We start from the raw sequence: 26,105 nt of genomic DNA on the forward strand, positions 1-26,105 counted from the left end.
AGGGCGCTATCAGATACCGCCAGCAGTGAGCTTTTCCGGGTCGAGCAGCACTTCCAGCTGGCTGCGCGGCAGGTCAGTGTGCTCCAGGGCTACCTCAATGATCGGTCTGCCTTGCTTGTAAGCCGTCTTGGCAATTTCGGCGGCCTTCTGGTAGCCGATGATCGGGTTCAGCGCAGTCACCAGGATCGGGTTACGCGCCAGCGCTTCCTTGAGCTTGGGTTCGTTCACCTTGAAACTGGCGATCGCTTTGTCGGCCAGCAGGCGGCTGACATTGGCCATCAACTCGATGCTACTCAGCAGGTTCTGGGCGATGATCGGCAGCATCACGTTAAGTTCGAAGTTGCCCGACTGGCCGGCCACAGCAATGGTCGCGTCGTTGCCGATGACCTGGGCGGCAACCATGGCGGTGGCCTCCGGGATCACCGGGTTGACCTTACCTGGCATGATCGAAGAGCCCGGCTGCAAACCTTCCAGCTCGATTTCACCGAGGCCCGCCAAGGGGCCCGAGTTCATCCAGCGCAAGTCGTTGGCAATTTTCATCAGGGCCACAGCGGTGGTCTTGAGCTGGCCAGACAAGGCCACGGCGGTGTCCTGAGAACCGATCAGGGCAAACAGATTCTGCCCGGGTGTGAACGACACGCTGGTCAGTTCACTCAGCTGCTGGCTGAACCGTGCGGCAAACTCGGGGTGGGCATTGATGCCCGTGCCCACGGCGGTCCCACCCTGAGCCAGCGCCTGGAGGGCCGGCAAGGTCGACTCCAGATGACCTACGGCCGCTCTGATCTGCGCCGCCCAGCCGCCAAGCACCTGACTCATGCGCACCGGCATGGCATCCATCAGGTGAGTACGGCCGATCTTGATGAACGGGTGAACGTCTTCGGCCTTGCGTTCGATGACCTGGACCAAGTAGTTGAGCGCTGGCAGCAATTGTTCGTGCAACGCCAAGGCGGCACTGACATGGATAGTAGTCGGAATGATGTCGTTGCTGCTTTGGCCGCAATTGACGTGATCATTGGGGTTGACCGTGTCACCGAGGAGGCGACTGGCCAAGGTAGCGATCACCTCGTTGGCATTCATGTTCGAGCTGGTACCAGAACCGGTTTGGTAGATATCCACCGGAAAATGCTGGATGAAGTCGCCAGCCAGCAGTTGCTCGACCGCCTTGACGATGGCCAGGCCCTGCCCTTCGTTCAGCTGTTTAAGCTCGATGTTGGCCTTGGCCGCAGCGGCCTTGGCCAGCAGCAGCGCACGAATGAATTGAGTCGGCATGCGCTGCTGACTGATCGGAAAGTTGTTCACCGCGCGCTGGGTCTGGGCGCCGTACAGGGCTTCTGCCGGTACCTGCAGTTCACCCATGCTGTCACGCTCGATACGGGTATTACTCATCATCAAGTCCTTGCATCAGTTCAGCGAAAGAAATCGAAGGCAGTAGCGTGCAGTTCGCCAATTGCAGGGCAAGAGGCTGCCAACGCTGGCCATGCTCACCACCGTCGAGCTTGCGCAGCTGCAACAGTGGCTTCCAGGCCTGATCCAGGCACAGGCAACGCCAATGCCAGGGCAGCATGCGATCGCAGGCGGTATCCAGGAGCAGGCGCAATGAGGTCAGGGCGACGGTCCAGGCCGAGGTCTCGGTGCAGCACACCAGGTAGCGACCTTCGGCCAGGTAATGTTCGATCAGCCGCGGTTCATCCGGCTCCATCGCACAACGGATACGGCGGCTGAGCCAGCGCCAGTTTTCGAGGTAGGGCAATTCGTGAAGGACGGGTTTCATGAACATCATCACCTAGATAATGATATTCATTATTAAGTGATAATCATAATCAGTTCAAGAAGGTGAAAGAATAAAAGCAAAAAGCCCGACACATGGCCGGGCTTGATGGTGGGGTTCAACGATTTGAGCGGCCTGCCGATGAGGCCGGTGCACCTGCAACTAGGGAGCTGCCTGGATTACGACCGCCGGGCGGTCGATTGCGGGCAAGTCCCGCTGCCACAGGTCAACTGCCGGCGACGGTCATACGCTCGATCAGTACCGAGCCTGTGTGAATGTTGCTACGGGTTTCAAGATCATTACCGATCGCGACAATTTGCTGGAACATGTCTTTCATATTGCCGGCGATGGTCACTTCCTGAACAGCGAATTGAATCTCGCCGTTCTCCACCCAGTAGCCTGCTGCACCACGGGAATAATCACCGGTCACCATGTTCAGACCATGGCCCATCAGCTCGGTCACCAACAATCCGCGCCCCATACGCCGAATCAGGGCGGCCTGATCCTCGACCCCGTGCGTGACATAGAGGTTATGCACACCACCGGCGTTGGCGGTGCTCGGCAAGCCCAACTTGCGCCCGGAATAGGTACCCAGCACATAGGACACCAACTCACCTTTTTCGACGAACGGTTTGGCATACGTGGCCAGGCCGTCCCCATCGAACGCCGCACTGCCTAGCGCCCGCATAAGGTGCGGACGCTCATCCAGGGTCAACCAGCTCGGAAACAGGCGCTGGCCCATCGTTCCTTCCAGGAACGACGACTTGCGATACAGGTTGCCACCCGAGATCGCCGACAGAAAGCTGCCGAACAGGCCGCCAGCAAGCTCCGCGGAAAATAGCACCGGCACTTCGCAGGTCGGCACCGGTCGCGCGCCCAGGCGGCTGGCGGCCCGCTGCGCAGCGCGCTGACCAATGCTGCGCGGATCAGCCAGCAGCTCACCCTGACGATTGACGTCGTACCAGTAATCACGCTGCATCTGGCCTTCAGCTTCGGCGATCATCACGCAGCTCAGGCTGTGACGGGTCGAGGCATAACCACCGATAAAGCCATGGCTATTGCCATAGACCCGGCAGCCTTGGTGAGTATTGAGCGTGGTGCCGTCGGCGTTCTTGATTCGCGCATCGGCATCGAAAGCCGCTGCCTCGCAGGCAAGCGCCTTTTCAATAGCCTGCTCCGGGGTGATGTCCCAGGCGTGATAGAGATCGAAATCTGCCAGCTCACGCGCCATCAACGCCGGGTCTGCAAGCCCGGCACAGTCATCCTCAGAAGTGTGCTTGGCAATCGCCAAGGCCGCAGCAACAGTCTCGCGAATGGCCTCGCTGCCGCTGGCCGAGGTGCTGGCCGAGCCTTTGCGCTGGCCGACATACAAGGTGATGCCAAAACCCTGGTCGCGATTGAACTCCACGGTCTCCACTTCACGCTGGCGCACCGAGGTCGACAGCCCCTGTTCCAGCGATACCGCCACTTCACAGGCACTGGCTCCCTGGCGCTTGGCCTCGGCAATAATCTGCTCGACCTGTTCCTGCAACGCCGGCAGGGCCTGTGGACCTACGCTCTGGACTGCACTCATGGTTTTCTCCACTCAAATTCTGCGTTCGGCGCGGGTCAATCTACGACCGGACCGGACAAGCGGCCCCCGACTGGTTATCATGGCGGCGATTCTCAGCGGACTGCCCCCATGGTTGATTCTTACGACACCGCCTTTGACGGCGAAAAAAGCAAAACCCAAATCAAGCGCGAGATGCAGGCGCTGGTCGATATGGGCGAGCGCCTTACCACGCTCAAGCCCGATACCCTGGCCAAACTGCCGTTGACCGACGAACTGCGCATGGCTCTTGAAGAGCACAAGAAGCACACGGCCAACGAAGCCAAAAGGCGTCACCGGTCGTTCATCGGCAAACTGATGCGTGACCAGGACATCGACGCGATCACTGCGCTTCTTGACCAGCTCGACGCCTCCTCGCGCCAGTACAACGAGCGCTTCCATAACCTTGAACGCTGGCGCGACCGCCTGATCGACGGCACCGACGAAGTTCTGGAGAAATTCGTCCAGGAGTATCCGGACGCCGATCGCCAGCAACTGCGCTCACTGATCCGCCAGGCCCAGCACGAGCTGAAAACCAACAAGACGCCGACTGCCAGCCGTAAGATCTTCAAGTACATCCGCGACCTCGACGAGATCCAACGCGGCCTGCGTTGATCTTCGCAACCGGGCAGGCACCCTGCCCGCCCGGTTTCAGTTTCATGCGCCCGTGCCACCCACGGTAATTGCATCGATCTTCAGTGTCGGCTGACCCACACCCACCGGAACTGACTGACCATCCTTGCCGCAGGTCCCCACACCACTATCCAGGGACAGGTCGTTACCGACCATCGACACTCGACTCATGGCTTCCGGACCATTACCGATCAACGTCGCGCCCTTGACCGGTGCAGTGATCTTGCCGTCTTCGATCAGATAAGCCTCACTGGTGGAGAAGACGAATTTGCCGCTGGTGATATCGACCTGGCCACCACCAAGGTTGGCGCAATAGATACCACGCTTGACTGATTTGATGATTTCTTCCGGATCGCTTTCGCCAGCACGCATGTAGGTGTTGGTCATCCGTGGCATTGGCAGGTGCGCATAAGACTCACGACGACCGTTGCCGGTGACCGCCATGCCCATCAATCGGGCGTTGAGTTTGTCCTGCATGTAACCTTTGAGAATGCCGTTCTCGATCAGCGTGGTGCATTCGGTCGGGGTGCCTTCATCATCGACGCTCAAAGAGCCGCGACGACCTTCGAGGGTGCCGTCATCAACGATGGTGCACAGGCTCGACGCGACTTTCTCGCCCATGTGACCGCTATAGGCCGAACTGCCTTTACGGTTGAAATCCCCTTCCAGGCCATGGCCGACGGCTTCGTGCAGCAATACGCCCGACCAGCCGGAACCGAGCACAACTGGCAAGGTACCCGCCGGTGCCGGGATTGCCTCAAGGTTGACCAAGGCTTGGCGCAGGGCTTCACGGGCAAAGCCCATGACCCGTTCATCGGTGAAATAGCGATAGTCGGTTCGACCACCACCGCCATGGCCACCACGCTCACGGCGACCGTTCTGTTCGACGATCACGCTGACATTGAAGCGCACCAGCGGGCGCACATCCGCTGCCAGGCTGCCATCAGCTGCAGCAATCAGGATGCGCTCCCAGACCCCGGCCATGCTCACGGTGACTTGTTGAATGCGCGGATCCAGCGCACGGGTGGCGGCATCGACACGCTTGAGCAATTCGACTTTCTCGGCCCGGCTGAGCACTTCCAAAGGATTGTCGGCGCCATACAACTGGGTAACAACCTGGCTTTTGAAGGCCTGGACGCTGCCATGTTGCCCAGCACGGGAAATCGAGCGGGCAGCACGGGCGGCCGAGGTCAGGGCTTCAAGGTTGATCGCGTTACTGTAGGCGAAACCGGTTTTCTCACCGGACTGAGCACGTACGCCTACCCCCTGATCAAGGTTGAAACTACCTTCTTTGACAATGCCATCTTCAAGTGCCCAGGATTCAGATATCTGCCCCTGGAAGTACAGGTCGGCGGCATCAATGCCGGGCCCGGCCAACTCACCCAGCACTGACTGCAGGCTGTCGAGGGTCAGTCCCCCTGGCGCCAGCAGGTGCTCGCTGACAGTGGATAACATCTCGCTCATAGTCACTCCGAGGTGTGCGCAGGCCGCAAGGCGTCCTGCGAGAAAAAGCGCCGGTGCAAGGCCACCGGCATCCGCGCCCGAATGGACGCTTGTTCGCTGCTGTCGCGCTCGCTCAGCAGCACGGCCTCGCCGCTGGCCTGTTCGGCGACTATGCGCCCCCAGGGATCGACGATCGCCGCATGGCCATAGGTTTCCCGTGCCCCTGGGTGGGTACCGCCCTGAGCGGCGGCCAAGACATAGCACTGGGTTTCAATCGCCCGTGCGCGAATCAGCACTTCCCAATGTGCCGCGCCGGTGACGGCAGTGAATGCAGCAGGCGCACTGATCAACTCAGCGCCCGCAGCGCGCAAGGCGCTGTACAGTTCCGGAAAGCGCAAGTCATAGCATACGCTCAAGCCCAGGCGCCCCACCGGGGTATCTGCCACGACCACCTGACTGCCATGGGCATAATCATCCGATTCCCGATAACGACCGCGGTTGTCAGCCACATCGACATCAAACAGGTGCAGCTTGTCGTAACGGGCAACGGTTTGTCCGTGTTCGTCGATCAGCAGTGAGCAGGCATGGGACTTGGCCTCAGGCTGCCCTTGGGGTGGCAGTGGAAGGGTACCGGCCACCAGCCATAACTTGAGGTCGCGAGCGGTTTGTTTCAACCACGGCAGGATCGGCCCTTGTCCCAGGGCTTCCGCGCGCCCGATGGCGGCGCTGTCGCGACGGCCCATGGCAGCGAAGTTCTCCGGCAACACCGCAAGCCGCGCACCGCCTGCAGCGGCCTGCTCCAGCAAGCGCCGAGCCTGTTCCAGGTTGGCCGCAATGTCACTTTGGCTGACCATCTGGATCACTGCTGACTTCATGCGCGCTCCTGGGATTATTTGTCGAAAGGTTTGATAAAGGTCATTTTAGGCTCTTTCCAAGGGCCTTCGATGCGGTAATGCACGCTGGCGTAACGCGCCACCCGGTCGCCGAGCAGACGATCGACCAGAAACAGTGCGCCCCCCACCGCCGGCGCGCCGACGATCAACGCGGCCAATGGCAAGTTGTTGGTTACCGGCAAGGTCACCTGCAGGGTCGCATCGACACGATCACGGACCATATCCAGCGTGCCTTCGAGTTCAAGGTTACTGGAAGGCCCGGTCAGGGTGATCGGTTCGCGGGTCACGTAAACCCCCTCACTGGCTACCAGCAGGCCTTTGACCCGGTCATAGCTCAGCCCTTTGTCGAGCAGGTCAGAGAAGTCCAGTCGTAGACGACGGCCAATGGAGTTGAAGTTGAGCAAGCCGAACACCCGCAGCGCCTGCGCGCCGCCCTCAACTTCAACGAACTGGCCTTTGCGCAAGGCCGCATCAAGACTCCCGGAGTAGCGGTTCAGACCAACCCAAGCTGGCGAGCCCGGCCAGCGACCATCGACATCCAGGCGAAAATCACGACTGGTGACCGTCGGGGCAAAGTTCCAGGCCTTTAACACGTCAGCCAGGTTCTTGCCTTCCAGGCGTCCCTTGTACCAGCTGCTGCTGGCCCCTGGGGCGCCCTCCCAGCCACCGTTACCATCAATCATCAGCCCTTTGAGACTCAGGTCGAGGTCATTCAGCGCAATGCCTTTGGCAGTCGAACGGATCTTCACGGCGGCACTGCCAAGCAGATCATCGCCGCGAAACAGTTTGTCGATATTGAGGTCAATCGAGGGAATCTTGCGCGGATCAATTGATGCCATCGGATCAGGCGCGTTGGGTGAGGCCACTTCCGCCGGATCCGCAGCCGGTAGGTGGATTGTCTGCAAGTTGACCACCAGCGGCGCGCCCTTGGCATCAGGCACCCGAGCGTTACCAATGATCTCTTGGCTGTCCAGACGCAGCGCCCAGTTGTTGCTGTTGCGGTCCAGACGCACCACCGCCTGGTTCAGGTTCAGACCGAACCCCTTGAGCTTACCGATACTCAAATCGACACTGCGCAACAGTTGAGCGGCACTGCCGCCAGCATCTTTACCCGCCAAAGCCTCTGCTTGCTGCTGCCAGGGCTGCAAATCCAGTTCGGCCAAACGTCCACGCACCTGCACGCCCTGCCTACTGGGCAACTGAGCACTGCCACCACCAAATACCAGCTCGCCACGCCCTTGCGCCAATTTGTCCATGGGCGCGGCATAGAGCATGTTAGCCACATTCGCGTAGCTGAGGCTGAAGCGTCGCTCCGGCCCTTGCAAGGTCATGCCGAACTGGCTGTCGCGGGTTTCGTCGGCGGTCTTGCCGAACGGCGCTGGCACGTTGATCGCGAGCCCTTTGAGACTGGAATTGACCTTGAGTTGGTTGTCACGACTCCCCAGGTTGAGCTGCAACTGATACGGCAGCTCTCCGGATAACGGCAAGGTCTGCTTGACCTGCAGCCATTGGCTCAGGGCACTCAGGGCGACACGGCCTTTAGCTTCGACTCGGGTTTGGAGCTCACCGGGTTTACCCTCGGCAAAAATCTGCGCGGTGATCGGCTTGTCAAAGACCCGAGCACTGATGTTTTGACCGCTGAGGCCCTTGTCATAGTCGAAACGGAACGCACCCTTGAGCTGGTGCAGTTCAATCACTGGCGCCGCTATTTTCAGCCGTGCATCGCTGGTGTCGAAATCGACCACCACCTTAGGTTGCTGGCCCTTTGCCAGGGGAATATCCAGCTTGAGCTTGCCTTTGAGGCCGCCCTGGCCTTCCCAACCCGCAAACATTGCAGCGGTACCGATTGGTGCTTCCTGGAGGATTTTCAGGCCATCGCCAAGGTTGCCGTCGAAGCCACCATCGAGAAACAGGTGACTGTGCTCGCCACTGGCGACGTGGGGGATGTTGACCTGCACGTCGCTGACTTGGGTATCGAGCAGTTGTCCGCGCCGTGCATTGATCCGCACCCCATCATCATCGATAGACACTTCACCATCGACCTTCTGCACCTGCGGCCAGCCGGGTTGAAAATCGAGCGCGGCATCATGCACTTTGAAAAATAGGCTGATACTGCGTGCCTGATCAGATGCGCCGTGATTGAGCGAGCCCTGATACTGGAAGTAGCCTTCGTCGACCGTCCCCTTAAGGATTGCCGTGCGCAGCCATTCATCCAGCGCCGGGCTCAAGACCTCAGGCAGGTATTTGGCGGTGTAGCGACCGTCGCCTTCGACCAGACCGACACGCAAGTCCATGTAGTCTTCGCGCGTTTCATCGAACAACAGGCGGATGAGGAAGTCCCCGGCAATCTTGCCTTCCTCCCCCAGCACTTTCAGATACGGGGCGACCAGGGTGAAACCCTCTTGGTCCAGGCGCCAGGTCAGGCGCGCATTGGCTTTCTGGTAGTTCCAGGGTTTAGCGAAGATCGGGTAGAGATGAAGCATGAACGCTTCGGTGTCCAGACGCAGCTCGCCATGCCCGAGGTCCCCGCTGATGCTGCCGCTGACATTTCCTGCCGCCGGCGCACCGTGGTAGGCACTGAAGCCGATCCGCTCAAGATTGGCAGCAAAGCTCAGGCGTTGGTCACCCGTTGCCTTGGGACGGATATCCACCTGGACATTGCGCAGGCTGCCTTTGACCTTTAGCCCCTCGACCACCGCCATGACCTTTTCCGGCAAGGGTGCCAGTGACTCGATCAACGGCGTGAGTGGCGTCAGGTCCAGGCGGTCGGCCTGCACCTTCCAGGTTTCTTCGCTCGTCTCACTGGCAGCATCCTGCTTGAGCTGCAAGTGCGTCTCCCAGCGGGTCTTGCCCAGGCTCATGGCCAGAGAGTTCAACTGCACATCGAAACCTTGCTCACGGCGCTGGAACCAAGCATTGAGTGCCAGGTTTTCCACCTTGGCCTCTTCACGCTCTGCATGGTTCCCACGTAACTGCGGTGCGTTCAGGCGCACGGCGGTGCTCTGCAACTGGCCGTTGCCCCAGCGCAGCCAGAACTCGCCACCGGCCTTGAGCTCCTTTGCCTGCCATTGCCCGAGCAGCTTGGGCGGCAGCCAGCGCGCCCAATCACTCTGCGGCAGACTCAGGTAGGCGTCGAGCTCACCCTCACGCCAGTGAGCCGGACGGATACGGCTACGCACATTCATGGCCACCGGCTGACCGTCGGGCAAGGTCAGGCGCACATCCAGACGCTGGCGAACACTACCGGTCTGCAGGCCAAGGCTGACGTAATTGAGGGTCATCGGTTCGCGCTGAAAAGGCTCGAGAGTAACCTGGCTATCCAGCACGGTGATTTTCGACACCGCCTGCATGCGCTCCAACAACTGCTGCGGATCCAGCGGCTGGTCATCGGTTTTCGGCAGCCCGTCGAGGGTCCAGGCTCCGCGTTCATCTTCATGCAGGCTCAGATGCAGACCACCCACTTCAAGGTTAGCCAGGCGCAGTTGCCGGTCGGTGAGGCTGGCCCACAGATCCGGTACCACCTTGACGCCATCCAGGCGCAATGCCGAGGCGCCTTCGCCGACCTGGATGTCGTTGACCACCAGTACCGGTGCCAAACCGCTCCAGCGTCCTTCCAGGCTGCCGATATGCACAGGCATGCCCAAAGCCTGTTCGGCCTTGTCTTCGACTTCGGCGCGGTATTCGGCCACCAGCGGCACCAGTTGTCGGCCAAGGCTTACATACAGCGCCACCAGCACCGCCAGCAAGGCACAGATTCCCAAGCCCCAGCGAGTCATCGCGCCTAGAACGCGGATCAGACGTTCCATGGCAATGGCCCTCCAACTCGTGCCTTAACTATGGCCGCTACCGGGCGCTTTGCCAGCCCTTGCGGTGGCCAGGTGCATGCAGCGATCAGAGCAGCACCACATCGTATTGTTCCTGGGAATACATCGACTCGACCTGAAAGCGAATGGTCCGACCGATGAACGTCTCAAGCTCAGCGACATTACCCGACTCTTCATCGAGTAAGCGGTCCACCACTTTTTGATTGGCCAACACTCTATAGCCTTCGGCTTGGTAGGCGCGGGCTTCACGGAGAATTTCGCGGAAAATCTCGTAACAAACCGTCTCGGGGGTCTTCAACTTGCCTCGTCCCTGACAGCAATGGCAGGGTTCACACAACACCTGTTCCAGGCTTTCACGGGTGCGCTTGCGCGTCATCTGCACCAGACCCAGCTCGGTAATGCCGATGATGTTGGTCTTGGCGTGATCGCGCTCAAGCTGCTTTTCCAGAGTCCGCAGCACCTGGCGCTGATGCTCCTCATCCTCCATGTCAATGAAGTCGATGATGATAATCCCGCCAATATTGCGCAAGCGCAGTTGCCGGGCAATGGCGGTGGCCGCCTCCAGGTTAGTCTTGAAGATGGTCTCTTCCAGGTTGCGATGCCCCACGAAGGCGCCGGTATTGACGTCGATGGTGGTCATCGCTTCGGCCGGATCAACCACCAGGTAGCCCCCGGACTTGAGCGGCACCTTACGGTCCAGCGCCCGCTGGATCTCGTCTTCGACACCATACAGGTCGAAAATCGGCCGCTCACCCGGGTAGTGCTCAAGGCGGTCAGCGATTTCGGGCATCAGTTCGCCGACGAACTGCGTGGTTTTCTGGAAGGTTTCCCGCGAGTCGATGCGGATTTTCTCAATTTTCGGGTTGACCAGATCACGCAGGGTCCGCAAGGCCAGGCCCAGGTCCTCGTAGATTTCCGTTGGGGCGCCAACCGTTTTGATCTGCGCACCAATCTGATCCCAAAGCCTGCGCAGGTAGCGGATGTCCATGAGGATTTCGTCGGCACCGGCGCCCTCGGCAGCGGTACGCAGGATGAAACCACCGGCATCCTGGATGTTTTCCTGGGCGACGCAGTCGGTAACCACTTGCTTTAAGCGCTCACGCTCGGCTTCGTCTTCGATCTTCAGGGAGATACCGACATGGCTGGTGCGCGGCATGTACACCAGGTAACGCGATGGGATCGAGAGTTGGGTAGTCAGCCGTGCGCCTTTGGAGCCGATAGGGTCCTTGGTGACCTGTACCACCAGACTCTGGCCTTCGTGCACCAGCGCGCTGATGCTTTCCACCGATGAACCTTCGCGCTGGGAGATTTCCGAAGCATGGATAAAGGCGGCACGGTCCAGGCCGATGTCGACGAACGCCGCCTGCATCCCTGGCAACACGCGAACCACCTTGCCCTTGTAGATATTGCCGACAATGCCACGGCGCTGCGTGCGCTCAACATGCACTTCCTGAAGAACACCGTTCTCCACCACCGCCACGCGTGATTCCATCGGTGTGATATTGATCAGAATCTCTTCACTCATGGCAGGCTCTCGTCAAAGGACTTCAGTAATGATGGATCGCGCGCGGGCGACTGGCTAGCAGCAGTCTTGTCTTGTCCTCGCTCAACGGGCCGACAACGGTTGCCAACAGGGGATTTCAAATTGCTTGAGCAGCTCAGCGGTTTCATTTAGCGGCAAGCCAACCACTGCGGAGTAGCTGCCTTCAATGCGCTCCACAAACACCGCCCCCAAACCTTGAATGGCATAGGCGCCGGCTTTGTCCAGCGGCTCACCGCTGGCCCAGTAGGCTTGAGCTTCCTCGGTTGAAATCTGCCGAAAGCGCACCTGGCTGGCAACACAGACGCTGACACAACGCTGCTGATCAGCGACGGCAACGGCCGTGAGCACCTGATGCTCACGGCCAGACAGCGCGGCCAGCATGGCCAGGGCATCATCGCGATCAATGGGTTTACCCAGGATTTGCCCATCGAGCACCACGGCGGTGTCGGCGCCCAGCACCGCCAGGGCGGCCTGCGCATCAATGGGCATGAGTGCGGCCAGGCCAGCATTGGCCTTGGCCCGTGCCAAGCGTTCGACGTAAGCCTGTGCGGCCTCACCGGGCAGCGGGCTTTCGTCGACCGCAGCGCTGAGGCTGGTGAAGGGAATGCCGATCTGAGTCAGCAATTCCCGTCGGCGGGGTGAACCAGAGGCCAGGTACAGCGGGGTCATCGTGACTTCTCCCTGTCGACGTCGAAACGCAGGCTTAGTTGATGCTCAGACGCAAACGCAGTCCACGCAGGGCGAAGCTGATCCACGGCCAGAGCAAGGCGCTGATGACGGCCGACCAGATCAGCGCCAGGGTTGGCAGCCGATTACCGGTCAGCGCACTCAACCACAGCTGTACCAACTGTGCCAAACCGAAGACCACCAGAATCACCAGACTTTGCTGCCACATCGGGAACATCCGCAGGCGCTGCTGCAAGGTCAGCACCAGGAACGTGATCAGCGTCAGCACCAAGGCATTCTGCCCCAGCAATGTGCCGTACAGCACATCCTCGGCAAGGCCGAGGATAAAGGCTGTGGTCATGCCGATCTTATGCGGCAGGGCCAAGGTCCAGAAAGCCAGCAGCAAGGCCAGCCACATGGGCCGGAATACTTCCATGAACTGCGGCAACGGCGAAACGCTGAGCAGTAGACCAATCACGAATGTCAGCCAGACGACCCAGCCGTTTCGGCTGCGAGTACTCACCATCAGTGTCTCTCCCGGGAAGGGGGCGCGGCAGCAGCCGGGGTCGCCGAGGGGGCAGCCGGTGCAGCGGCGGGCGGTGCGGCAGGCGCTTGAGCAGGACTTTGCGGTGTCACCGGAGCAGCACCGGCCGCTGGCGTGGGGCCAACTGCAGGTGCACCCACCTGAGCCGCCTCAGCAGTGCTGCCCGGCAAGCCCTGACGATCAGCAGCTTCCTGCGCCATGGCCGCATCGGTGGCACGTTGCTCGGGCGTGCGGCTGTCGGTAAACACCAGCAACAGGTAGCGGCTGCGATTGAGTGCGGCCGTCGGAATCGCCCGGACAATAGCAAACGGCTGACCGGAGTCGTGAATCACTTCTTTTACCGTGGCTACCGGATAACCGGCCGGAAAGCGCTGCCCCAGGCCCGAACTGACCAACAGGTCGCCTTCCTTGATGTCGGCGGTATCGGCAACATGACGCAGTTCCAGGCGCTCGGGATTACCGGTACCGCTGGCAATCGCCCGCAAGCCGTTACGGTTAACCTGCACCGGAATGCTGTGGGTGGTGTCAGTCAGCAACAAGACCCGCGCGGTGTAAGGCATCAACTCGACCACCTGGCCCATCAGGCCGCGGGCATCGAGCACCGGCTGGCCGAGGACCACGCCATCGCGCTCGCCCTTGTTGATCAGGATGCGATGGGTGAACGGATTGGGGTCAACACCGATGAGTTCGGCCACCTCGACCTTCTCATTGACCAATGCCGACGAATTGAGCAGCTCGCGCAGGCGCACGTTTTGCTCGGTCAGGGCGGCAAGCTTCTGCACGCGGCCTTGCATCAGCAACGCTTCGGTCTTGAGTTTTTCGTTCTCGGCGATCAGCTCGGTACGACTGCCAAACTGGCTGGCGATGCCCTGCCACAGCTTCTGCGGCAAGTCGGTGACTTGATAGGACTCCATCAGCACCAGCCCCATCTGGCTGCGTACCGGTTTGAGCAGGGGAAAGCGCGCATCAACCACCATGAGGGTGATCGACAGTACAACCAGCACGAGCAGGCGCACGCCCAGCGAAGGGCCCTTGGCGAAAAGCGGTTTAATAGGCCGCTCCTCGTGGACGACGATTCAAGAGGTCATTCATACGGCAACGCACCGGCCTGCTTGTGGATTGACGGAAAATGACGCCCACACGGACGTCAGCCCAGTACATACAGGTAGCACTGTGGGCACTACCTGTAAACCGGGCGGCATGTTTGCTACTGCCAGCTTACTCGCTGGAGAGCAGGTCCATGGTGTGTTTGTCCATCATTTCCAGGGCGCGACCGCCACCACGGGCAACACAGGTCAGCGGGTCTTCGGCGACGATGACCGGCAGGCCGGTTTCCTGGGCCAGCAGCTTGTCCAGGTCGCGCAGCAAGGCGCCACCACCGGTCAGCACCAATCCACGCTCGGCGATGTCCGAGGCCAGCTCTGGAGGCGATTGCTCCAGGGCGCTTTTGACGGCCTGAACGATGGTCGCCAGCGACTCCTGCAGTGCTTCAAGCACTTCGTTGGAGTTGAGGGTGAAAGCACGTGGCACGCCCTCGGCCAGGTTACGGCCGCGAACATCCACTTCACGCACTTCGCCACCCGGATAGGCGGTACCGATTTCCTGCTTGATGCGCTCAGCGGTAGATTCGCCGATCAGGCTGCCGTAGTTACGACGCACGTAGGTCACGATCGCTTCGTCGAAGCGGTCACCACCCACACGTACGGATTCGGCATAAACCACACCGTTGAGGGAGATCAGCGCGATTTCAGTGGTACCACCACCGATATCGACGACCATCGAACCACGGGCTTCCTCGACCGGCAGACCGGCACCGATAGCGGCCGCCATTGGCTCCTCGATCAGGAATACCTCGCGAGCACCGGCGCCCAGCGCCGACTCACGAATGGCGCGACGCTCGACCTGGGTCGATTTGCACGGCACGCAGATCAGTACCCGCGGGCTTGGCTGCAGGAAGCTGTTCTCGTGAACCTTGTTGATGAAGTACTGCAGCATTTTTTCGCAAACGCTGAAGTCGGCGATCACGCCGTCTTTCATCGGACGAATGGCAGCAATGTTGCCGGGCGTACGGCCCAGCATGCGCTTGGCTTCGGTACCTACCGCGACGACACTTTTCTGGTTGCCGTGAGTACGAATGGCCACAACGGAAGGCTCATTCAGGACGATACCGCGCTCACGCACGTAAATAAGGGTGTTGGCAGTGCCCAGGTCGATGGAAAGATCGCTGGAAAACATGCCACGCAGTTTCTTGAACATGGGAAAGTGACCCTAGGCAACGCGTGGGTAAAAAAGTGCGGCAAACTCTAACAACGGCGGGGATTTTGGGCAAGGCGCCAATATGTTAAATTGGCAGTTTTTCCGAGCAAGCCTGCACACAATCGCGGCCTTATGACCGTAATTCTGCCAGCATGTTCCTCATCGCGGACCAAATCCGTTTTTGTTTCCCCAGGAGATCCCCATGGCGCTTGAACGCTGCGACGTGGAAAAGATCGCTCATTTGGCCCGACTGGGCCTGAATGAAGCCGATCTGCCACGCACTACCGATGCCTTGAACAGTATTCTGGGACTGGTCGACCAGATGCAAGCAGTCGACACCACTGGCATCGAGCCACTGGCGCACCCACTGGAAGCCAATCAGCGCCTGCGCGCCGATGTGGTAACAGAAAGTAACCATCGAGACAGCTACCAGGCCATCGCCCCGTCGACGGAAGACGGCCTGTACCTGGTTCCGAAAGTCATCGAGTAAGGGAATAGAGCCTGCCATGCATCAATTGACCCTGGCCGAGATCGCCCGCGGACTCGCCGACAAGAGCTTCTCCTCCGAAGAGCTGACCCGCAGCCTGCTGGCGCGGATCAATCAGCTTGACCCGCAACTCAACAGCTTCATCAGTGTCACCGAAGAGCTGGCCATCAGCCAGGCCCGCGCCGCAGACGCCCGTCGCGCCGCCGGTGAGAGCGGCCCCCTGCTCGGCGCCCCGATCGCCCACAAGGACCTGTTCTGCACCCAGGGCATTCGCACCAGCTGCGGCTCGAAGATGCTCGACAACTTCAAGGCGCCTTACGACGCGACCGTGGTCAGCAAGCTGGCCGACGCCGGCACGGTGACCCTGGGCAAGACCAACATGGACGAATTCGCCATGGGTTCGGCCAACGAATCCAGCCACTACGGCCCGGTGAAGAACCCGTGGAATCTGGAGCACGTACCCGGCGGCTCGTCCGGCGGTTCGGCAGCGGCCGTGGCCGCGCGCCTGCTGCCGGCGACCACCGGCACCGACACTGGCGGTTCGATCCGCCAGCCGGCGGCGCTGACCAACCTCACCGGCCTGAAACCGACGTACGGTCGTGTTTCGCGCTGGGGCATGATTGCCTACGCCTCGAGCCTCGACCAGGGCGGCCCACTGGCGCGCACTGCAGAAGACTGCGCGCTGCTGCTGCAAGGTATGGCCGGTTTCGACGCCAAAGACTCCACCTGCATCGATGAGCCAGTCCCGGATTACAGCGCCAGCCTCAATGGTTCGCTCGAAGGCCTGCGCATCGGCCTGCCGAAGGAATACTTCGGTGCCGGCCTGGACCCACGCATTGCCGACCTGGTCCAGGCCAGCGTCAAAGAGCTGGAAAAGCTCGGTGCGGTGGTCAAGGAAATCAGCCTGCCGAACATGCAGCACGCCATTCCAGCCTACTACGTCATCGCCCCGGCGGAAGCCTCGTCCAACCTGTCGCGTTTCGACGGCGTGCGTTTCGGCTACCGTTGCGAGAACCCGGTGGACCTCACCGACCTGTACAAGCGCTCCCGTGGCGAAGGCTTCGGTGCTGAAGTACAGCGTCGCATCATGGTCGGTGCCTACGCCCTCTCGGCCGGTTACTACGACGCCTACTACCTGCAAGCGCAGAAGATCCGTCGCCTGATCAAGAATGACTTCATGGCAGCGTTCAACGACGTCGACGTGATTCTCGGCCCAACCACGCCAAACCTGGCCTGGAAGATCGGCGCCAAGAACAACGACCCGGTCGCTGCGTACCTGGAAGACGTGTACACCATTACCGCCAACCTCGCTGGCTTGCCAGGCCTGTCGATGCCGGCCGGTTTTGTCGACGGTCTGCCGGTTGGCGTGCAACTGCTGGCCCCGTATTTCCAGGAAGGCCGCCTGCTCAACGTCGCGCACCGCTATCAGCAAGTTACTGATTGGCACACTCGCGCACCTAACGGCTTCTGAGGGATCACCACATGCAATGGGAAGTTGTCATTGGGCTGGAGATTCACACCCAGCTCGCCACCCAGTCGAAGATTTTCTCCGGCAGCGCCACCACCTTCGGTTCCGAGCCGAACACCCAGGCCAGCCTGATCGACCTGGGCATGCCCGGCGTACTGCCGGTGCTCAACCAGGAAGCGGTGCGTATGGCCTGCATGTTCGGTCTGGCGATTGACGCCGAGATCGGTCATCACAACGTTTTCGCGCGCAAGAACTACTTCTACCCCGACCTGCCCAAAGGTTATCAGATCAGCCAGATGGAGCTGCCGATCGTCGGCAAGGGCCACCTGGACATCGCTCTGGAAGACGGTACAGTCAAGCGCATCGGCATCACCCGTGCGCACCTTGAAGAAGACGCCGGCAAGAGCCTGCACGAAGACTTCAGCGGCTCCACCGGGATCGACCTGAACCGTGCTGGCACCCCGCTGCTGGAAATCGTTTCCGAACCGGAAATGCGCAGCGCCAAGGAAGCCGTAGCCTACGTCAAGGCCATCCATGCCCTGGTGCGTTACCTGGGCATCTGCGACGGCAACATGGCCGAAGGCTCGCTGCGCTGTGACTGTAACGTCTCGATTCGCCCGAAAGGCCAGACCGAGTTCGGCACTCGCTGCGAGATCAAGAACGTCAACTCGTTCCGTTTCATCGAGCGGGCGATCAACAGCGAAGTGCAGCGCCAGATCGAACTGATCGAAGACGGTGGCAAGGTCATCCAGGAAACCCGCCTGTACGACCCGAACAAAGACGAAACGCGTTCGATGCGCAGCAAAGAGGAAGCCAACGACTACCGTTACTTCCCCGACCCAGACCTGCTGCCCGTGGTCATCGAGGGCGCCTACCTCGACAGCATTCGCACCACCCTGCCGGAACTGCCACCGCAAAAACGCGAGCGCTTCCAGAGCCAGTTCGGCCTGTCGGCCTACGACGCCAACGTACTGGCTTCGAGCCGTGAGCAAGCCGACTACTTCGAACAGGTCGTGGCCGTATGTGGTGACGCCAAGCTGGCCGCCAACTGGGTCATGGTCGAATTGGGCAGCCTACTCAACAAGCTCGGCCTGGAAATCGACCAGGCACCGGTGACTGCCGCGCAACTGGGCGGCATGCTCAAGCGCATCCTCGACAACACCATCAGTGGCAAGATCGCCAAAGTGGTGTTTGAGAAAATGGCCGCCGGTGAAGGTGACGCTGACCAGATCATCGAGGCCGAAGGCCTGAAACAGGTGACTGACAGCGGCGCAATCGAGAAGGTCCTGGACGAAATGCTCGCGGCCAACGCCGAGCAGGTCGAGCAGTACCGCGCCGCCGATGAAGCCAAGCGCGGCAAGATGTTTGGCTTCTTCGTTGGTCAGGCCATGAAAGCTTCCAAGGGCAAGGCCAACCCGCAGCAAGTGAACCAATTGCTCAAGAGCAAGCTCGAAGGGTAATCGCATTACCCTGTGGGGGCCGGCAACGTCGGCCCCCACAGGTGATCATTTCACTTCGGAGCAACTGAATTGATGTGGCGTCCCCTCAGCGCACTCGCGCTTTTTAGCCTGTTGGCCGGCTGCGCCAGCCACGACATCGACCCCCGCGGTTACGACAAATCCGGCACCGCCTCCTATTACGGCTCCCGTCACCACGGCAAACGCACCGCCAGTGGCGAGCCCTTCAACAAAAACGCCCTAACGGCCGCCCACCGCAGCCTGCCCTTCGGCACACGGGTCAAGGTCACCAACCTGAACAACGAACGCAGCGTGGTCGTGCGCATCAACGACCGCGGCCCACACACACGTGGCCGGTTGATTGATCTATCACAGGCCGCAGCAGAAAAACTCGGCATGATCCGTAGCGGAACCGCACGCGTACGGGTACAAAGTCTCAGCGACTGACCCTGTTACGGAGCACGACCATTTTCGACCTGGCCGCATTACCCACCTTCAGCCTGCTGCAACTGGCTTTCGGCCTGACTCTGCTCATCGCTGGCGCCGAACTGCTGGTACGCGCGGCCCTGCGCATCGCTGCCAGCCTGCACGTGCGCCCGCTGATCATCGGCTTGAGCCTGGTGGCCTTCGGCAGCAGTGCACCACAACTGACGGTCAGCCTGCAGGCCGCCTATACCGGTGCACCGGACGTAGCCGTAGGCAGCGTGATCGGCAGCAACATCTTCAACATCCTGGTCACTCTGGGCCTGGCCGCCTTGATTATTCCGCTGCGCGTCTCACGGCAATTGGTGCGCCTGGACATCCCGCTGATGATCGGCGCCAGCATGCTGGTCTACCTGCTAGCGCTCAATGAAATGCTCGGACGCCTGGAAGGCGCCCTATTACTGGCCGGCCTTTTGGGCTATCTGGCGATGCTCTGGCATCAATCGCGTCACTATGCCCGCACCTACCCCAGCCCCGGCCCGCGCCCGCAACGCGGTGGCACGTTCTGGGTCACCAGTGTGCTGTTGATGCTCACCGGCCTCGGCCTGTTGAGCCTTGCCGGCCATCTGTTGCTGGAGGCCGCTGTCGAAGTGGCGCTGGACCTGGGCTTGTCTGAACGGGTCATCGGCCTGACCGTGGTGGCGGTCTGTACCTCACTGCCGGAAATGGCCACCTCACTGATTGCTGCCCTACGCGGTGAACGCGAGATCGCCGTGGGTAACGTCATCGGCAGCAACCTGTTCAACTTGCTCGCTGTGCTCGGCCTGACCGCCCTGATCGCTCCCGAGCCGCTGTCGATCTCGCCCAACGCCTTGGACTTTGACCTGCCGGTAATGCTTGGCGTCGCCGTTTTGAGTCTGCCGGTGTTCTACTCAGGCTACCGCGTAACCCGCGCCGAAGGTCTGGTGTTTCTAGGCTTGTACCTGGCTTATGGTCTGCACGTGGTGGCTTTCACCACCGGCATGCCGCTGGCTACCCGCCTGGAAAAACTGATGCTGTTCTATGCACTGCCAGCGCTTGGGGTGTTGCTGCTGTATACCACCCTGCGCGCCTGGCGCCGCCAACACTAAGGAAAACAAGATGGGCGATAGCAACAAAACCGGCGAACAGGTTCGCCGCCAAGTGATGGGTGATGCCTTTGTCGACCGCGCACTGGGCAATGCCACCGAGTTCACTCAACCCCTGCAGGACTTCGTCAACGAGCACGCCTGGGGCAGTGTCTGGAGCCGTGAAGGCTTGCCGCTGAAAACCCGCAGCCTGATCACTCTCGCAGCGCTAACCGCACTCAAGTGCCCCCAGGAGCTCAAGGGCCACGTGCGTGGCGCCTTGAACAACGGCTGCAGTGTCGACGAGATTCGCGAAGCGCTCTTGCATTGCGCGGTGTACGCCGGTGTCCCGGCGGCGATCGATGCGTTTCGCGCCGCCCAGGAAGTGATCGACAGCTACCAGCAAGGCTGATCGATCCCTCCAGAGCAGGCCGTCAGTCGGCAGTGACGGCGGCCTTGTGGCCCTTTTTCTTCAACCAGAAGGCCACGCCCAATACCGCCAGCCACAGCGGAATCAACAGCACCGAAATACGGATACCGGGCGCCAGATACATGATCACCAGGATCAGGGCGAGGAAGGCCAGACAGACATAGTTGGTCAGCGGATAGCCCCAGCTCTGGTAGAACGTGCTCTCGCCGGCTGCCTGCTTGGCGCGGCGGAACTTCAGGTGGGTGATGCTGATGATGCCCCAGTTGATCACCAGCGACGACACCACCAGCGCCATCAGCAGACCAAAGGCTTCAGCTGGCATGAAGTAGTTGATCAGTACGCACAATCCGGTCGCCAGGGCCGAGACGCCCAAGGCCGCCAACGGTACCCCGCGAACATTGACCTTGAGCAGGCGCTTAGGCGCATCCCCCTGAATTGCCAGGCCGAACAGCATGCGGCTGTTGCAGTACACGCAGCTGTTGTACACCGACAAGGCCGCGGTCAACACCACCAGGTTGAGCAGGGTCGCCACCAGGTTGCTGTCCAGGGCATGGAAAATCATCACGAAGGGGCTGCCGCCCTGCACTACTTTTTGCCACGGGTACAGCGACAACAGCACGGCCAGGGCACCGATGTAGAAAATCAGGATGCGATAGATCACCTGATTGGTCGCCCGTGGAATGCTGTACTTGGGATTGTCGGCTTCAGCGGCGGTAATCCCCACCAGCTCCAGACCACCAAAGGAAAACATGATCACTGCCAGTGCCATCATCAGGCCGCTGATGCCATTGGGGAAGAAGCCACCGTACTGCCACAGGTTGGCCACGCTGGCATCCGGACCGCCGTTGCCACTGATCAACAGGTAGCCACCAAAGGCAATCATGCTGACGATAGCCACCACCTTGATCAGGGCAAACCAGAACTCCATCTCGCCGTAGACTTTCACCTGACTCAAGTTGATCAGGTTAATGATGACGAAGAAGATCGCCGCCGTAGCCCACGTCGGAAAGCCTGGCCACCAGTACTGGATATAAATCCCCACGGCGGTCAGCTCGGCCATGCCGACCAGCACGTACAGCACCCAGTAGTTCCAGCCCGACATGAAGCCTGCAAACTCGCTCCAGTAGCGGTGAGCGAAATGACTGAAGGTACCCGAAACCGGTTCTTCGACTACCATCTCACCGAGTTGGCGCATGATGAAAAAGGCGATCAGGCCAGCAATTGCATAGCCCAACAATACCGAAGGCCCAGCCAGCTGGATGGTTTGGGCAATGCCGAGAAACAGACCGGTGCCGATCGCGCCACCCAGCGCAATCAACTGGATATGGCGATTCTTCAGACCGCGGTGTAACCGCTCTGGGGTGATCTCGTCTTGCATGAAATGTCCTCGACGGTGAGAGGCAGTGTTGGAATTGTTTTTTTACAGAATCTAGATCCAGCCGCCCCACTGCAAGAAAAAGATGCCGATATTGGTGGTAATGGCAGCCATCAGGGTGGTAATGACGATGATTGCCGCGGCCAGTTCGTGGTTGCCATGGGTAGACCTGGCCATCACATAGCTAGCAGCTGCCGTCGGGCTGCCGAAGTAGAGGAAGAGGATACCCAGCTCAGCGCCACGGTAGCCCACCAGCCAGGCGCCAAGCGTAGCCAACACGGGTAACCAGACCATTTTCAGCAGGCTGACGCTCACGGCCAGGTTACCGCTTTGGCGTAACGACGCCAGTGACAAGGTGCCGCCGATACAAATCAGAGCCAGTGGCAGGGTCATCTGCGCTAGGTAATCACCGGAAGTCAGCAGCCAGTTCGGCAAGGCCACGTGCCCGTAAGCCAAGGCAGCGGCAAGCAGCACGCTGATGATCAGCGGATTGCGCAGGATGCTCTTGCAGATACTCCACGGGTCGGACTTGGCGCTTGGGCTGTAAACGGCCAGCACCACCACTGACAGCGAGTTGTAGAGCAAAATCACCAGCCCGGCGAGGACCGCACCCAAGGAGATCCCTTGATCGCCATACATGCTGGCGGCCAGCGCCAGGCCGATCACCCCGTTGTTGCCGCGAAACGCGCCTTGGGTATAGATCCCGCGGTCTGGCCGCGGGCAGCGCCAGATCGCGATCCCCCAGGCCAGAGCGAAGCCGATCAGGGTGGCGATGGCAAAGTACAGCAGCAGCCCAGGCTGCACTGCCGTTGTCAGGTCAGCGTGGTAGATACCCAGGAACAGCAGCGCCGGCATACAAACGTTGAACACCAGTGCCGAAGCGGTATGAATGAAACCGTCGTTGATCGCATTGATGCGTTTAAGCAGCACGCCCATGAACAGCATGGCAAAGACTGGCGCCGTGATGTTCAGGGTCTGAAGAAAAAGGGCGAGCATGCAGGGCGGTCCCGGTGGCTGTCGTTAGGGGGCTAATGATACGCCTGCGCTCAGCCCCGCACACAGCCTGAGCGCTATCGATTCGTAGCCGCAGCCTGGCGGCTGCGGCTACGAATTCACTTTCCCGCGGGAGATAATCTCAGCGTCGAACCGGGCGCTTCTGCAATTTGCGCTGCAAGGTCCGCCGATGCATGCCCAAGGCACGCGCGGTGGCGGAGATGTTGCCTTCGTGCTCAGTCAGTACACGCTGGATATGCTCCCACTGCAAGCGGTCGACCGACATCGGGTTTTCCGGAACCAAACTGTCCAGGTCGGCATGTTCGGACAGCAAAGCAGCCAGTACATCATCCGCGTCGGCTGGTTTGCACAGGTAGTTGCAGGCGCCGCGCTTGATGGCTTCCACAGCGGTAGCAATGCTCGAATAACCGGTGAGAATCACCACACGCATTTCCGGGTCAAGCTCAAGCAGCTTGGGCAACAGCACCAGGCCCGAGTCACCGTCCATTTTCAGGTCAAGGGTGGCGTAATCAGGCACATCCTGCTGGGCCAGCACCAGTCCCTCTTCGGCGGAGCCTGCGGTGCTCACGCGAAAACCACGACGGCTCATGGCCCGGGCCATGACACGGGTAAAGGTGGCGTCATCATCTACCAGCAACAGGTGCGGGAGTTCTTCGCCTTCAACCTGGATTTCATCACTCATCACACATCTCCTCGGGCGTCACGCGGCAGGCGCAGCTCAGTGAGCGTACCGCCTTCCTCATGACTATAGAGTTTTACCGAGCCGCCAGCACGGGTCACGCTGGCCTTGCTCAAGAACAGGCCCAGGCCAAAGCCTTTGCCCTTGGTGGTAAAGAAGGGTTTGCCGATCGACTCGGCAATCGCCACCGGCACGCCCGGACCATGATCGCGAATGCTGATCACCATGTCTTGGGCATCCCAATCCAGACGTACTTCAAGATCGTCCGGACAGGCATCGGCTGCATTGTTCAATAGGTTCAGCAAGGCCTGGGTCAGGTCAGGCGGTGGCGCCAGGCGTGGCACGCTGCCCTGACCCAGGCGCTGGAAGCGGTAACTGGCTTCAGGACGCATCAGGTGCCAGCGGTTGAGGGCTTCGTCCAGCCAGGCGGTGACCTCCTGGTCCTCCACCGCCATACGCCGATTGGCTTCGGCGGCGCGCACCAGGTTCTGCAGGGTTTCCTTGCACAACTTGACCTGATCCTGAAGTACGGCCAGATCTTCCTGCAGCAAAGGATCGCTGTGGTCCTGGCGCATTTCCTTGATCAACACACTCATGGTCGCCAACGGCGTACCCAGCTCATGGGCAGCGCCAGCAGCCTGGGTCGCGACCGCCAACAGTTGTTGATCGCGCAGGCCATCTTCACGCCGCTCTGCACGCAACTGCTCCTGGCGGCGCAACTCTTCTGCCATTTTTGCCGCAAAGAAAGTGATCACCGCAGCGGCCAGGGCAATGCTCAACCACATGCCGTAGACCTGCATCTTCTCCCGCGCCATGGGGAAGGTTTCCAGCGGGTAGAACTGCACCAACAGCAAGCTGTAGGCTGCCAGAGCGATACCTGATAGCACCAGCGAATAGACCCAGGGCAAAGTCACCGCAGCAATGGCCAACGGCACCAGGTAGTAGGACACAAAGGGGTTGGTCGAGCCCCCTGAGTAGTACAGCAAGGCACTGTGAATCAACAAATCACAGGCCAACTGGAAGGCATACTCGAGCTCGGTAACCGGCAACGACAAGCGTAAGCGCAGGGCGGTGAACGCACAGAGCAAGCTCGACAGGCCAAGGGTGACCACCAGCGACAACCAAGGCAGCGGTAGCAGGTCAGTCCAGTAGGCAACGCCCACTGAGCCGGCCTGGGCGGCCAGTACCAGGATACGAATGAAGGTCAGACGCCAGAGGTTCTGACGCGTAGCGGACAGCAATTGTACGGGGGCGAGCATGAGCTCTCCTGATGAGTGCTCCAGGGCGAATCGTGGCGAGTATACCGAAGCTGCACGATGCTCTGCTGACATGCGGCAAAGCGCCACACTTTTTTACACATCAATAATGGCCCTATTGAACCTCACGACACGCTTGCGAGTCTTATGGGCCTGCGTGGAATGGATATCACAGCGTCCACGCCTCAATTTGAAGGAGTCATACATGCTTAATTCCCGCCGCAGCACCGCCTTCGTGATGGCCACCAGCCTGCTCGCCAGCCTCCCGGCGCTGGCAGAAGAGCCGCGCTACAACCAGATCTCGCTGCGCGCTGAAGTCAGCAAGGAAGTGCCACGCGACCTGATGATCGTGACCCTTTACAGCGAAGCGCAGAACACCGATCCGGGCAAGCTTGCCAACGAAATCACTGAGACCATGAATAAAGCGGTGCAGCAGGCCCGCGAGGTCAAAGAAGTGAAAATCAGCCAGGGGAGTCGCAACAGCTACCCGATCTACGACAACAAGGGCCAGAAGATCACCGGCTGGCGCGAACGCGCCGAATTGCGCCTGGAAAGCGCCGACTTCCCGGCCCTGTCCAAGCTCACCGGCGAGCTGCTGCAACAGCTGAAGATGGGCGGTATGGACTTCTCCATCGCCCCCGCCACGCGCAAGTCCAGTGAAGACGCGTTGCTCAAGGATGCCGTCAATGCGTTCAAGACCCGCGCCCAACTGGCTACCGAAGCGCTAGGTGGCAAAGGCTACAAAGTGGTCAACCTGAACCTCAACAGCAGTGGCTACCCACATCCTTACGCACGCAGCGCCCCGATGATGATGAAAGCCAGCATGGATGCCGAAGGCGCCGCGCCGAGCCCGGATATCGAAGCGGGCACCAGCCAGGTCAGCCTGAGCGCCGACGGCACCATCGAAGTGCAAATGCCTTAAATAGCGCTACCCTCGACAGCGTTACTTTTCTGCAGGTTCGCGGCAACTTCGGCTGCCGCGAACGCTGTTACGTGTAGCACCCGAGCGCACCATTTCGGTGCCAGAGACGACTCCCTTAGCGCACAACATCTTCGAAACATACTGAAATATACCCTCGCAAACGTTCAACTCCATAAAAAATTATACGAATGCGACATTCCTGTACGTTCGTCCCACTCTTTGTCGTCAGCTATCCTTTTGAGTGTTGCAATGGGTACAAGGCCTGCATAAGTATCCGCAGGTCGGCTCACAAGGCCCCCTCAAATCAAAAATGACAACAATGAGGCCACC

The 26,105-nt window shown here is 60.2% G+C and carries 23 protein-coding genes; 8 read left to right on the forward strand and 15 right to left on the reverse strand.

What is annotated here, in order from left to right; all coding sequences use genetic code 11:
• Positions 1 to 9 precede the first annotated feature (9 nt).
• The 3 genes from CX511_RS21340 to pmbA all read right to left on the reverse strand — a co-directional run bounded on the left by CX511_RS21340 (position 10) and on the right by pmbA (position 3,341).
• On the reverse strand, positions 10 to 1,386 hold the full coding sequence (locus CX511_RS21340) for a class II fumarate hydratase (protein WP_101292930.1): 1,377 nt from the start codon (positions 1,384 to 1,386) through the stop codon (positions 10 to 12).
• Positions 1,379 to 1,780, reverse strand: coding sequence for a FagA protein (locus tag CX511_RS21345; protein WP_082071350.1), 402 nt, complete (start codon positions 1,778 to 1,780; stop codon positions 1,379 to 1,381). Before CX511_RS21345 ends, CX511_RS21340 begins: the two co-directional genes overlap by 8 nt.
• Positions 1,781 to 1,994: 214 nt before the next feature.
• Positions 1,995 to 3,341 (reverse strand): metalloprotease PmbA, encoded by a 1,347-nt coding sequence (pmbA, locus tag CX511_RS21350; RefSeq protein ID WP_045184764.1) that lies wholly within the window; start codon positions 3,339 to 3,341, stop codon positions 1,995 to 1,997.
• Positions 3,342 to 3,449: 108 nt separating this feature from the next.
• Between pmbA and yjgA the strand changes: the two genes are divergently transcribed.
• Positions 3,450 to 3,971, forward strand: coding sequence for a ribosome biogenesis factor YjgA (yjgA, locus tag CX511_RS21355; RefSeq protein WP_045184762.1), 522 nt, complete (start codon positions 3,450 to 3,452; stop codon positions 3,969 to 3,971).
• Positions 3,972 to 4,013: 42 nt separating this feature from the next.
• Here the strand turns inward: yjgA and tldD are convergent, their stop codons facing one another.
• From tldD to mreB, 8 genes are all read right to left on the reverse strand, one after another.
• Entirely contained in the window at positions 4,014 to 5,453 is a 1,440-nt protein-coding gene (tldD, locus tag CX511_RS21360; RefSeq protein WP_101292929.1) for a metalloprotease TldD, read from the reverse strand.
• Between the two features lie 2 nt (positions 5,454 to 5,455).
• Complete coding sequence (locus CX511_RS21365) at positions 5,456 to 6,307, reverse strand: carbon-nitrogen hydrolase family protein (RefSeq protein ID WP_101292928.1); 852 nt, start codon at positions 6,305 to 6,307, stop codon at positions 5,456 to 5,458.
• Positions 6,308 to 6,321: 14 nt separating this feature from the next.
• Positions 6,322 to 10,131 (reverse strand): YhdP family protein, encoded by a 3,810-nt coding sequence (locus tag CX511_RS21370; protein WP_101292927.1) that lies wholly within the window; start codon positions 10,129 to 10,131, stop codon positions 6,322 to 6,324.
• Between the two features lie 85 nt (positions 10,132 to 10,216).
• Positions 10,217 to 11,674: a ribonuclease G gene (gene rng / locus CX511_RS21375; RefSeq protein ID WP_045184755.1), complete on the reverse strand. Its 1,458-nt coding sequence runs from the start codon at positions 11,672 to 11,674 to the stop codon at positions 10,217 to 10,219.
• A gap of 81 nt (positions 11,675 to 11,755) precedes the next feature.
• Entirely contained in the window at positions 11,756 to 12,361 is a 606-nt protein-coding gene (locus tag CX511_RS21380; protein ID WP_045184752.1) for a Maf family protein, read from the reverse strand.
• A 34-nt stretch (positions 12,362 to 12,395) separates the two neighbouring features.
• Positions 12,396 to 12,884: a rod shape-determining protein MreD gene (mreD, locus tag CX511_RS21385; RefSeq protein WP_045184749.1), complete on the reverse strand. Its 489-nt coding sequence runs from the start codon at positions 12,882 to 12,884 to the stop codon at positions 12,396 to 12,398.
• Complete coding sequence (mreC, locus tag CX511_RS21390; protein ID WP_082071349.1) at positions 12,884 to 13,954, reverse strand: rod shape-determining protein MreC; 1,071 nt, start codon at positions 13,952 to 13,954, stop codon at positions 12,884 to 12,886. The genes mreD and mreC overlap by 1 nt, the downstream gene beginning before the upstream one ends.
• Before the next feature lie 166 nt (positions 13,955 to 14,120).
• A complete protein-coding gene (gene mreB, locus CX511_RS21395) occupies positions 14,121 to 15,158 on the reverse strand; it encodes a rod shape-determining protein MreB (protein WP_008371426.1) in 1,038 nt (345 codons plus the stop codon).
• A 202-nt stretch (positions 15,159 to 15,360) separates the two neighbouring features.
• On the opposite strand from mreB, the gene gatC reads away from it, so the two are divergent.
• The 6 genes from gatC to CX511_RS21425 all read left to right on the forward strand — a co-directional run bounded on the left by gatC (position 15,361) and on the right by CX511_RS21425 (position 20,511).
• A complete protein-coding gene (gene gatC, locus CX511_RS21400) occupies positions 15,361 to 15,648 on the forward strand; it encodes an Asp-tRNA(Asn)/Glu-tRNA(Gln) amidotransferase subunit GatC (protein ID WP_045184736.1) in 288 nt (95 codons plus the stop codon).
• A gap of 16 nt (positions 15,649 to 15,664) precedes the next feature.
• Positions 15,665 to 17,116: an Asp-tRNA(Asn)/Glu-tRNA(Gln) amidotransferase subunit GatA gene (gene gatA / locus CX511_RS21405; RefSeq protein WP_045184734.1), complete on the forward strand. Its 1,452-nt coding sequence runs from the start codon at positions 15,665 to 15,667 to the stop codon at positions 17,114 to 17,116.
• A gap of 11 nt (positions 17,117 to 17,127) precedes the next feature.
• Positions 17,128 to 18,573, forward strand: a complete 1,446-nt coding sequence (gene gatB / locus CX511_RS21410) for an Asp-tRNA(Asn)/Glu-tRNA(Gln) amidotransferase subunit GatB (protein WP_101292925.1) — start codon at positions 17,128 to 17,130, stop codon at positions 18,571 to 18,573.
• A gap of 72 nt (positions 18,574 to 18,645) precedes the next feature.
• Entirely contained in the window at positions 18,646 to 19,017 is a 372-nt protein-coding gene (locus CX511_RS21415; protein WP_045184728.1) for a septal ring lytic transglycosylase RlpA family protein, read from the forward strand.
• Between the two features lie 29 nt (positions 19,018 to 19,046).
• Positions 19,047 to 20,123, forward strand: coding sequence for a calcium/sodium antiporter (locus CX511_RS21420; RefSeq protein WP_502579518.1), 1,077 nt, complete (start codon positions 19,047 to 19,049; stop codon positions 20,121 to 20,123).
• A 10-nt stretch (positions 20,124 to 20,133) separates the two neighbouring features.
• Entirely contained in the window at positions 20,134 to 20,511 is a 378-nt protein-coding gene (locus CX511_RS21425; RefSeq protein ID WP_101292924.1) for a carboxymuconolactone decarboxylase family protein, read from the forward strand.
• A gap of 22 nt (positions 20,512 to 20,533) precedes the next feature.
• Here the strand turns inward: CX511_RS21425 and CX511_RS21430 are convergent, their stop codons facing one another.
• The 4 genes from CX511_RS21430 to CX511_RS21445 all read right to left on the reverse strand — a co-directional run bounded on the left by CX511_RS21430 (position 20,534) and on the right by CX511_RS21445 (position 24,856).
• Complete coding sequence (locus CX511_RS21430; protein WP_101292923.1) at positions 20,534 to 21,907, reverse strand: amino acid permease; 1,374 nt, start codon at positions 21,905 to 21,907, stop codon at positions 20,534 to 20,536.
• A gap of 51 nt (positions 21,908 to 21,958) precedes the next feature.
• On the reverse strand, positions 21,959 to 22,900 hold the full coding sequence (locus tag CX511_RS21435) for an AEC family transporter (protein ID WP_045184716.1): 942 nt from the start codon (positions 22,898 to 22,900) through the stop codon (positions 21,959 to 21,961).
• 139 nt (positions 22,901 to 23,039) lie between these two features.
• On the reverse strand, positions 23,040 to 23,600 hold the full coding sequence (locus tag CX511_RS21440; protein ID WP_045184713.1) for a response regulator transcription factor: 561 nt from the start codon (positions 23,598 to 23,600) through the stop codon (positions 23,040 to 23,042).
• Entirely contained in the window at positions 23,600 to 24,856 is a 1,257-nt protein-coding gene (locus tag CX511_RS21445) for an ATP-binding protein (RefSeq protein WP_045184711.1), read from the reverse strand. Before CX511_RS21445 ends, CX511_RS21440 begins: the two co-directional genes overlap by 1 nt.
• A 202-nt stretch (positions 24,857 to 25,058) precedes the next feature.
• Here CX511_RS21445 and CX511_RS21450 point away from each other — a divergent pair, with 202 nt between their 5' ends.
• A complete protein-coding gene (locus CX511_RS21450; protein WP_045184709.1) occupies positions 25,059 to 25,775 on the forward strand; it encodes an SIMPL domain-containing protein in 717 nt (238 codons plus the stop codon).
• The last annotated feature ends 330 nt before the right edge of the window (positions 25,776 to 26,105 follow it).

Origin of the sequence: Pseudomonas sp. S06B 330 (assembly GCF_002845275.2) — a bacterium.
In the GTDB taxonomy this organism is placed as follows: domain Bacteria; phylum Pseudomonadota; class Gammaproteobacteria; order Pseudomonadales; family Pseudomonadaceae; genus Aquipseudomonas.

What these genes read in the sequence shown, in the direction of transcription:
- yjgA (WP_045184762.1), top strand. Translation starts at nt 3,450, where the DNA reads ATGGTTGATTCTTACGACACCGCCTTTGACGGCGAAAAAAGCAAAACC.
- mreB (WP_008371426.1), bottom strand. Translation starts at nt 15,158, where the DNA reads ATGTTCAAGAAACTGCGTGGCATGTTTTCCAGCGATCTTTCCATCGAC.
- CX511_RS21425 (WP_101292924.1), top strand. Translation starts at nt 20,134, where the DNA reads ATGGGCGATAGCAACAAAACCGGCGAACAGGTTCGCCGCCAAGTGATG.
- CX511_RS21345 (WP_082071350.1), bottom strand. Translation starts at nt 1,780, where the DNA reads ATGATGTTCATGAAACCCGTCCTTCACGAATTGCCCTACCTCGAAAAC.
- tldD (WP_101292929.1), bottom strand. Translation starts at nt 5,453, where the DNA reads ATGAGCGAGATGTTATCCACTGTCAGCGAGCACCTGCTGGCGCCAGGG.
- CX511_RS21430 (WP_101292923.1), bottom strand. Translation starts at nt 21,907, where the DNA reads ATGCAAGACGAGATCACCCCAGAGCGGTTACACCGCGGTCTGAAGAAT.
- gatC (WP_045184736.1), top strand. Translation starts at nt 15,361, where the DNA reads ATGGCGCTTGAACGCTGCGACGTGGAAAAGATCGCTCATTTGGCCCGA.
- CX511_RS21380 (WP_045184752.1), bottom strand. Translation starts at nt 12,361, where the DNA reads ATGACCCCGCTGTACCTGGCCTCTGGTTCACCCCGCCGACGGGAATTG.
- gatB (WP_101292925.1), top strand. Translation starts at nt 17,128, where the DNA reads ATGCAATGGGAAGTTGTCATTGGGCTGGAGATTCACACCCAGCTCGCC.
- pmbA (WP_045184764.1), bottom strand. Translation starts at nt 3,341, where the DNA reads ATGAGTGCAGTCCAGAGCGTAGGTCCACAGGCCCTGCCGGCGTTGCAG.
- CX511_RS21435 (WP_045184716.1), bottom strand. Translation starts at nt 22,900, where the DNA reads ATGCTCGCCCTTTTTCTTCAGACCCTGAACATCACGGCGCCAGTCTTT.
- CX511_RS21370 (WP_101292927.1), bottom strand. Translation starts at nt 10,131, where the DNA reads ATGGAACGTCTGATCCGCGTTCTAGGCGCGATGACTCGCTGGGGCTTG.
- gatA (WP_045184734.1), top strand. Translation starts at nt 15,665, where the DNA reads ATGCATCAATTGACCCTGGCCGAGATCGCCCGCGGACTCGCCGACAAG.
- CX511_RS21365 (WP_101292928.1), bottom strand. Translation starts at nt 6,307, where the DNA reads ATGAAGTCAGCAGTGATCCAGATGGTCAGCCAAAGTGACATTGCGGCC.
- CX511_RS21415 (WP_045184728.1), top strand. Translation starts at nt 18,646, where the DNA reads ATGTGGCGTCCCCTCAGCGCACTCGCGCTTTTTAGCCTGTTGGCCGGC.
- rng (WP_045184755.1), bottom strand. Translation starts at nt 11,674, where the DNA reads ATGAGTGAAGAGATTCTGATCAATATCACACCGATGGAATCACGCGTG.
- CX511_RS21340 (WP_101292930.1), bottom strand. Translation starts at nt 1,386, where the DNA reads ATGAGTAATACCCGTATCGAGCGTGACAGCATGGGTGAACTGCAGGTA.
- CX511_RS21445 (WP_045184711.1), bottom strand. Translation starts at nt 24,856, where the DNA reads ATGCTCGCCCCCGTACAATTGCTGTCCGCTACGCGTCAGAACCTCTGG.
- CX511_RS21450 (WP_045184709.1), top strand. Translation starts at nt 25,059, where the DNA reads ATGCTTAATTCCCGCCGCAGCACCGCCTTCGTGATGGCCACCAGCCTG.
- mreD (WP_045184749.1), bottom strand. Translation starts at nt 12,884, where the DNA reads ATGGTGAGTACTCGCAGCCGAAACGGCTGGGTCGTCTGGCTGACATTC.
- CX511_RS21440 (WP_045184713.1), bottom strand. Translation starts at nt 23,600, where the DNA reads ATGAGTGATGAAATCCAGGTTGAAGGCGAAGAACTCCCGCACCTGTTG.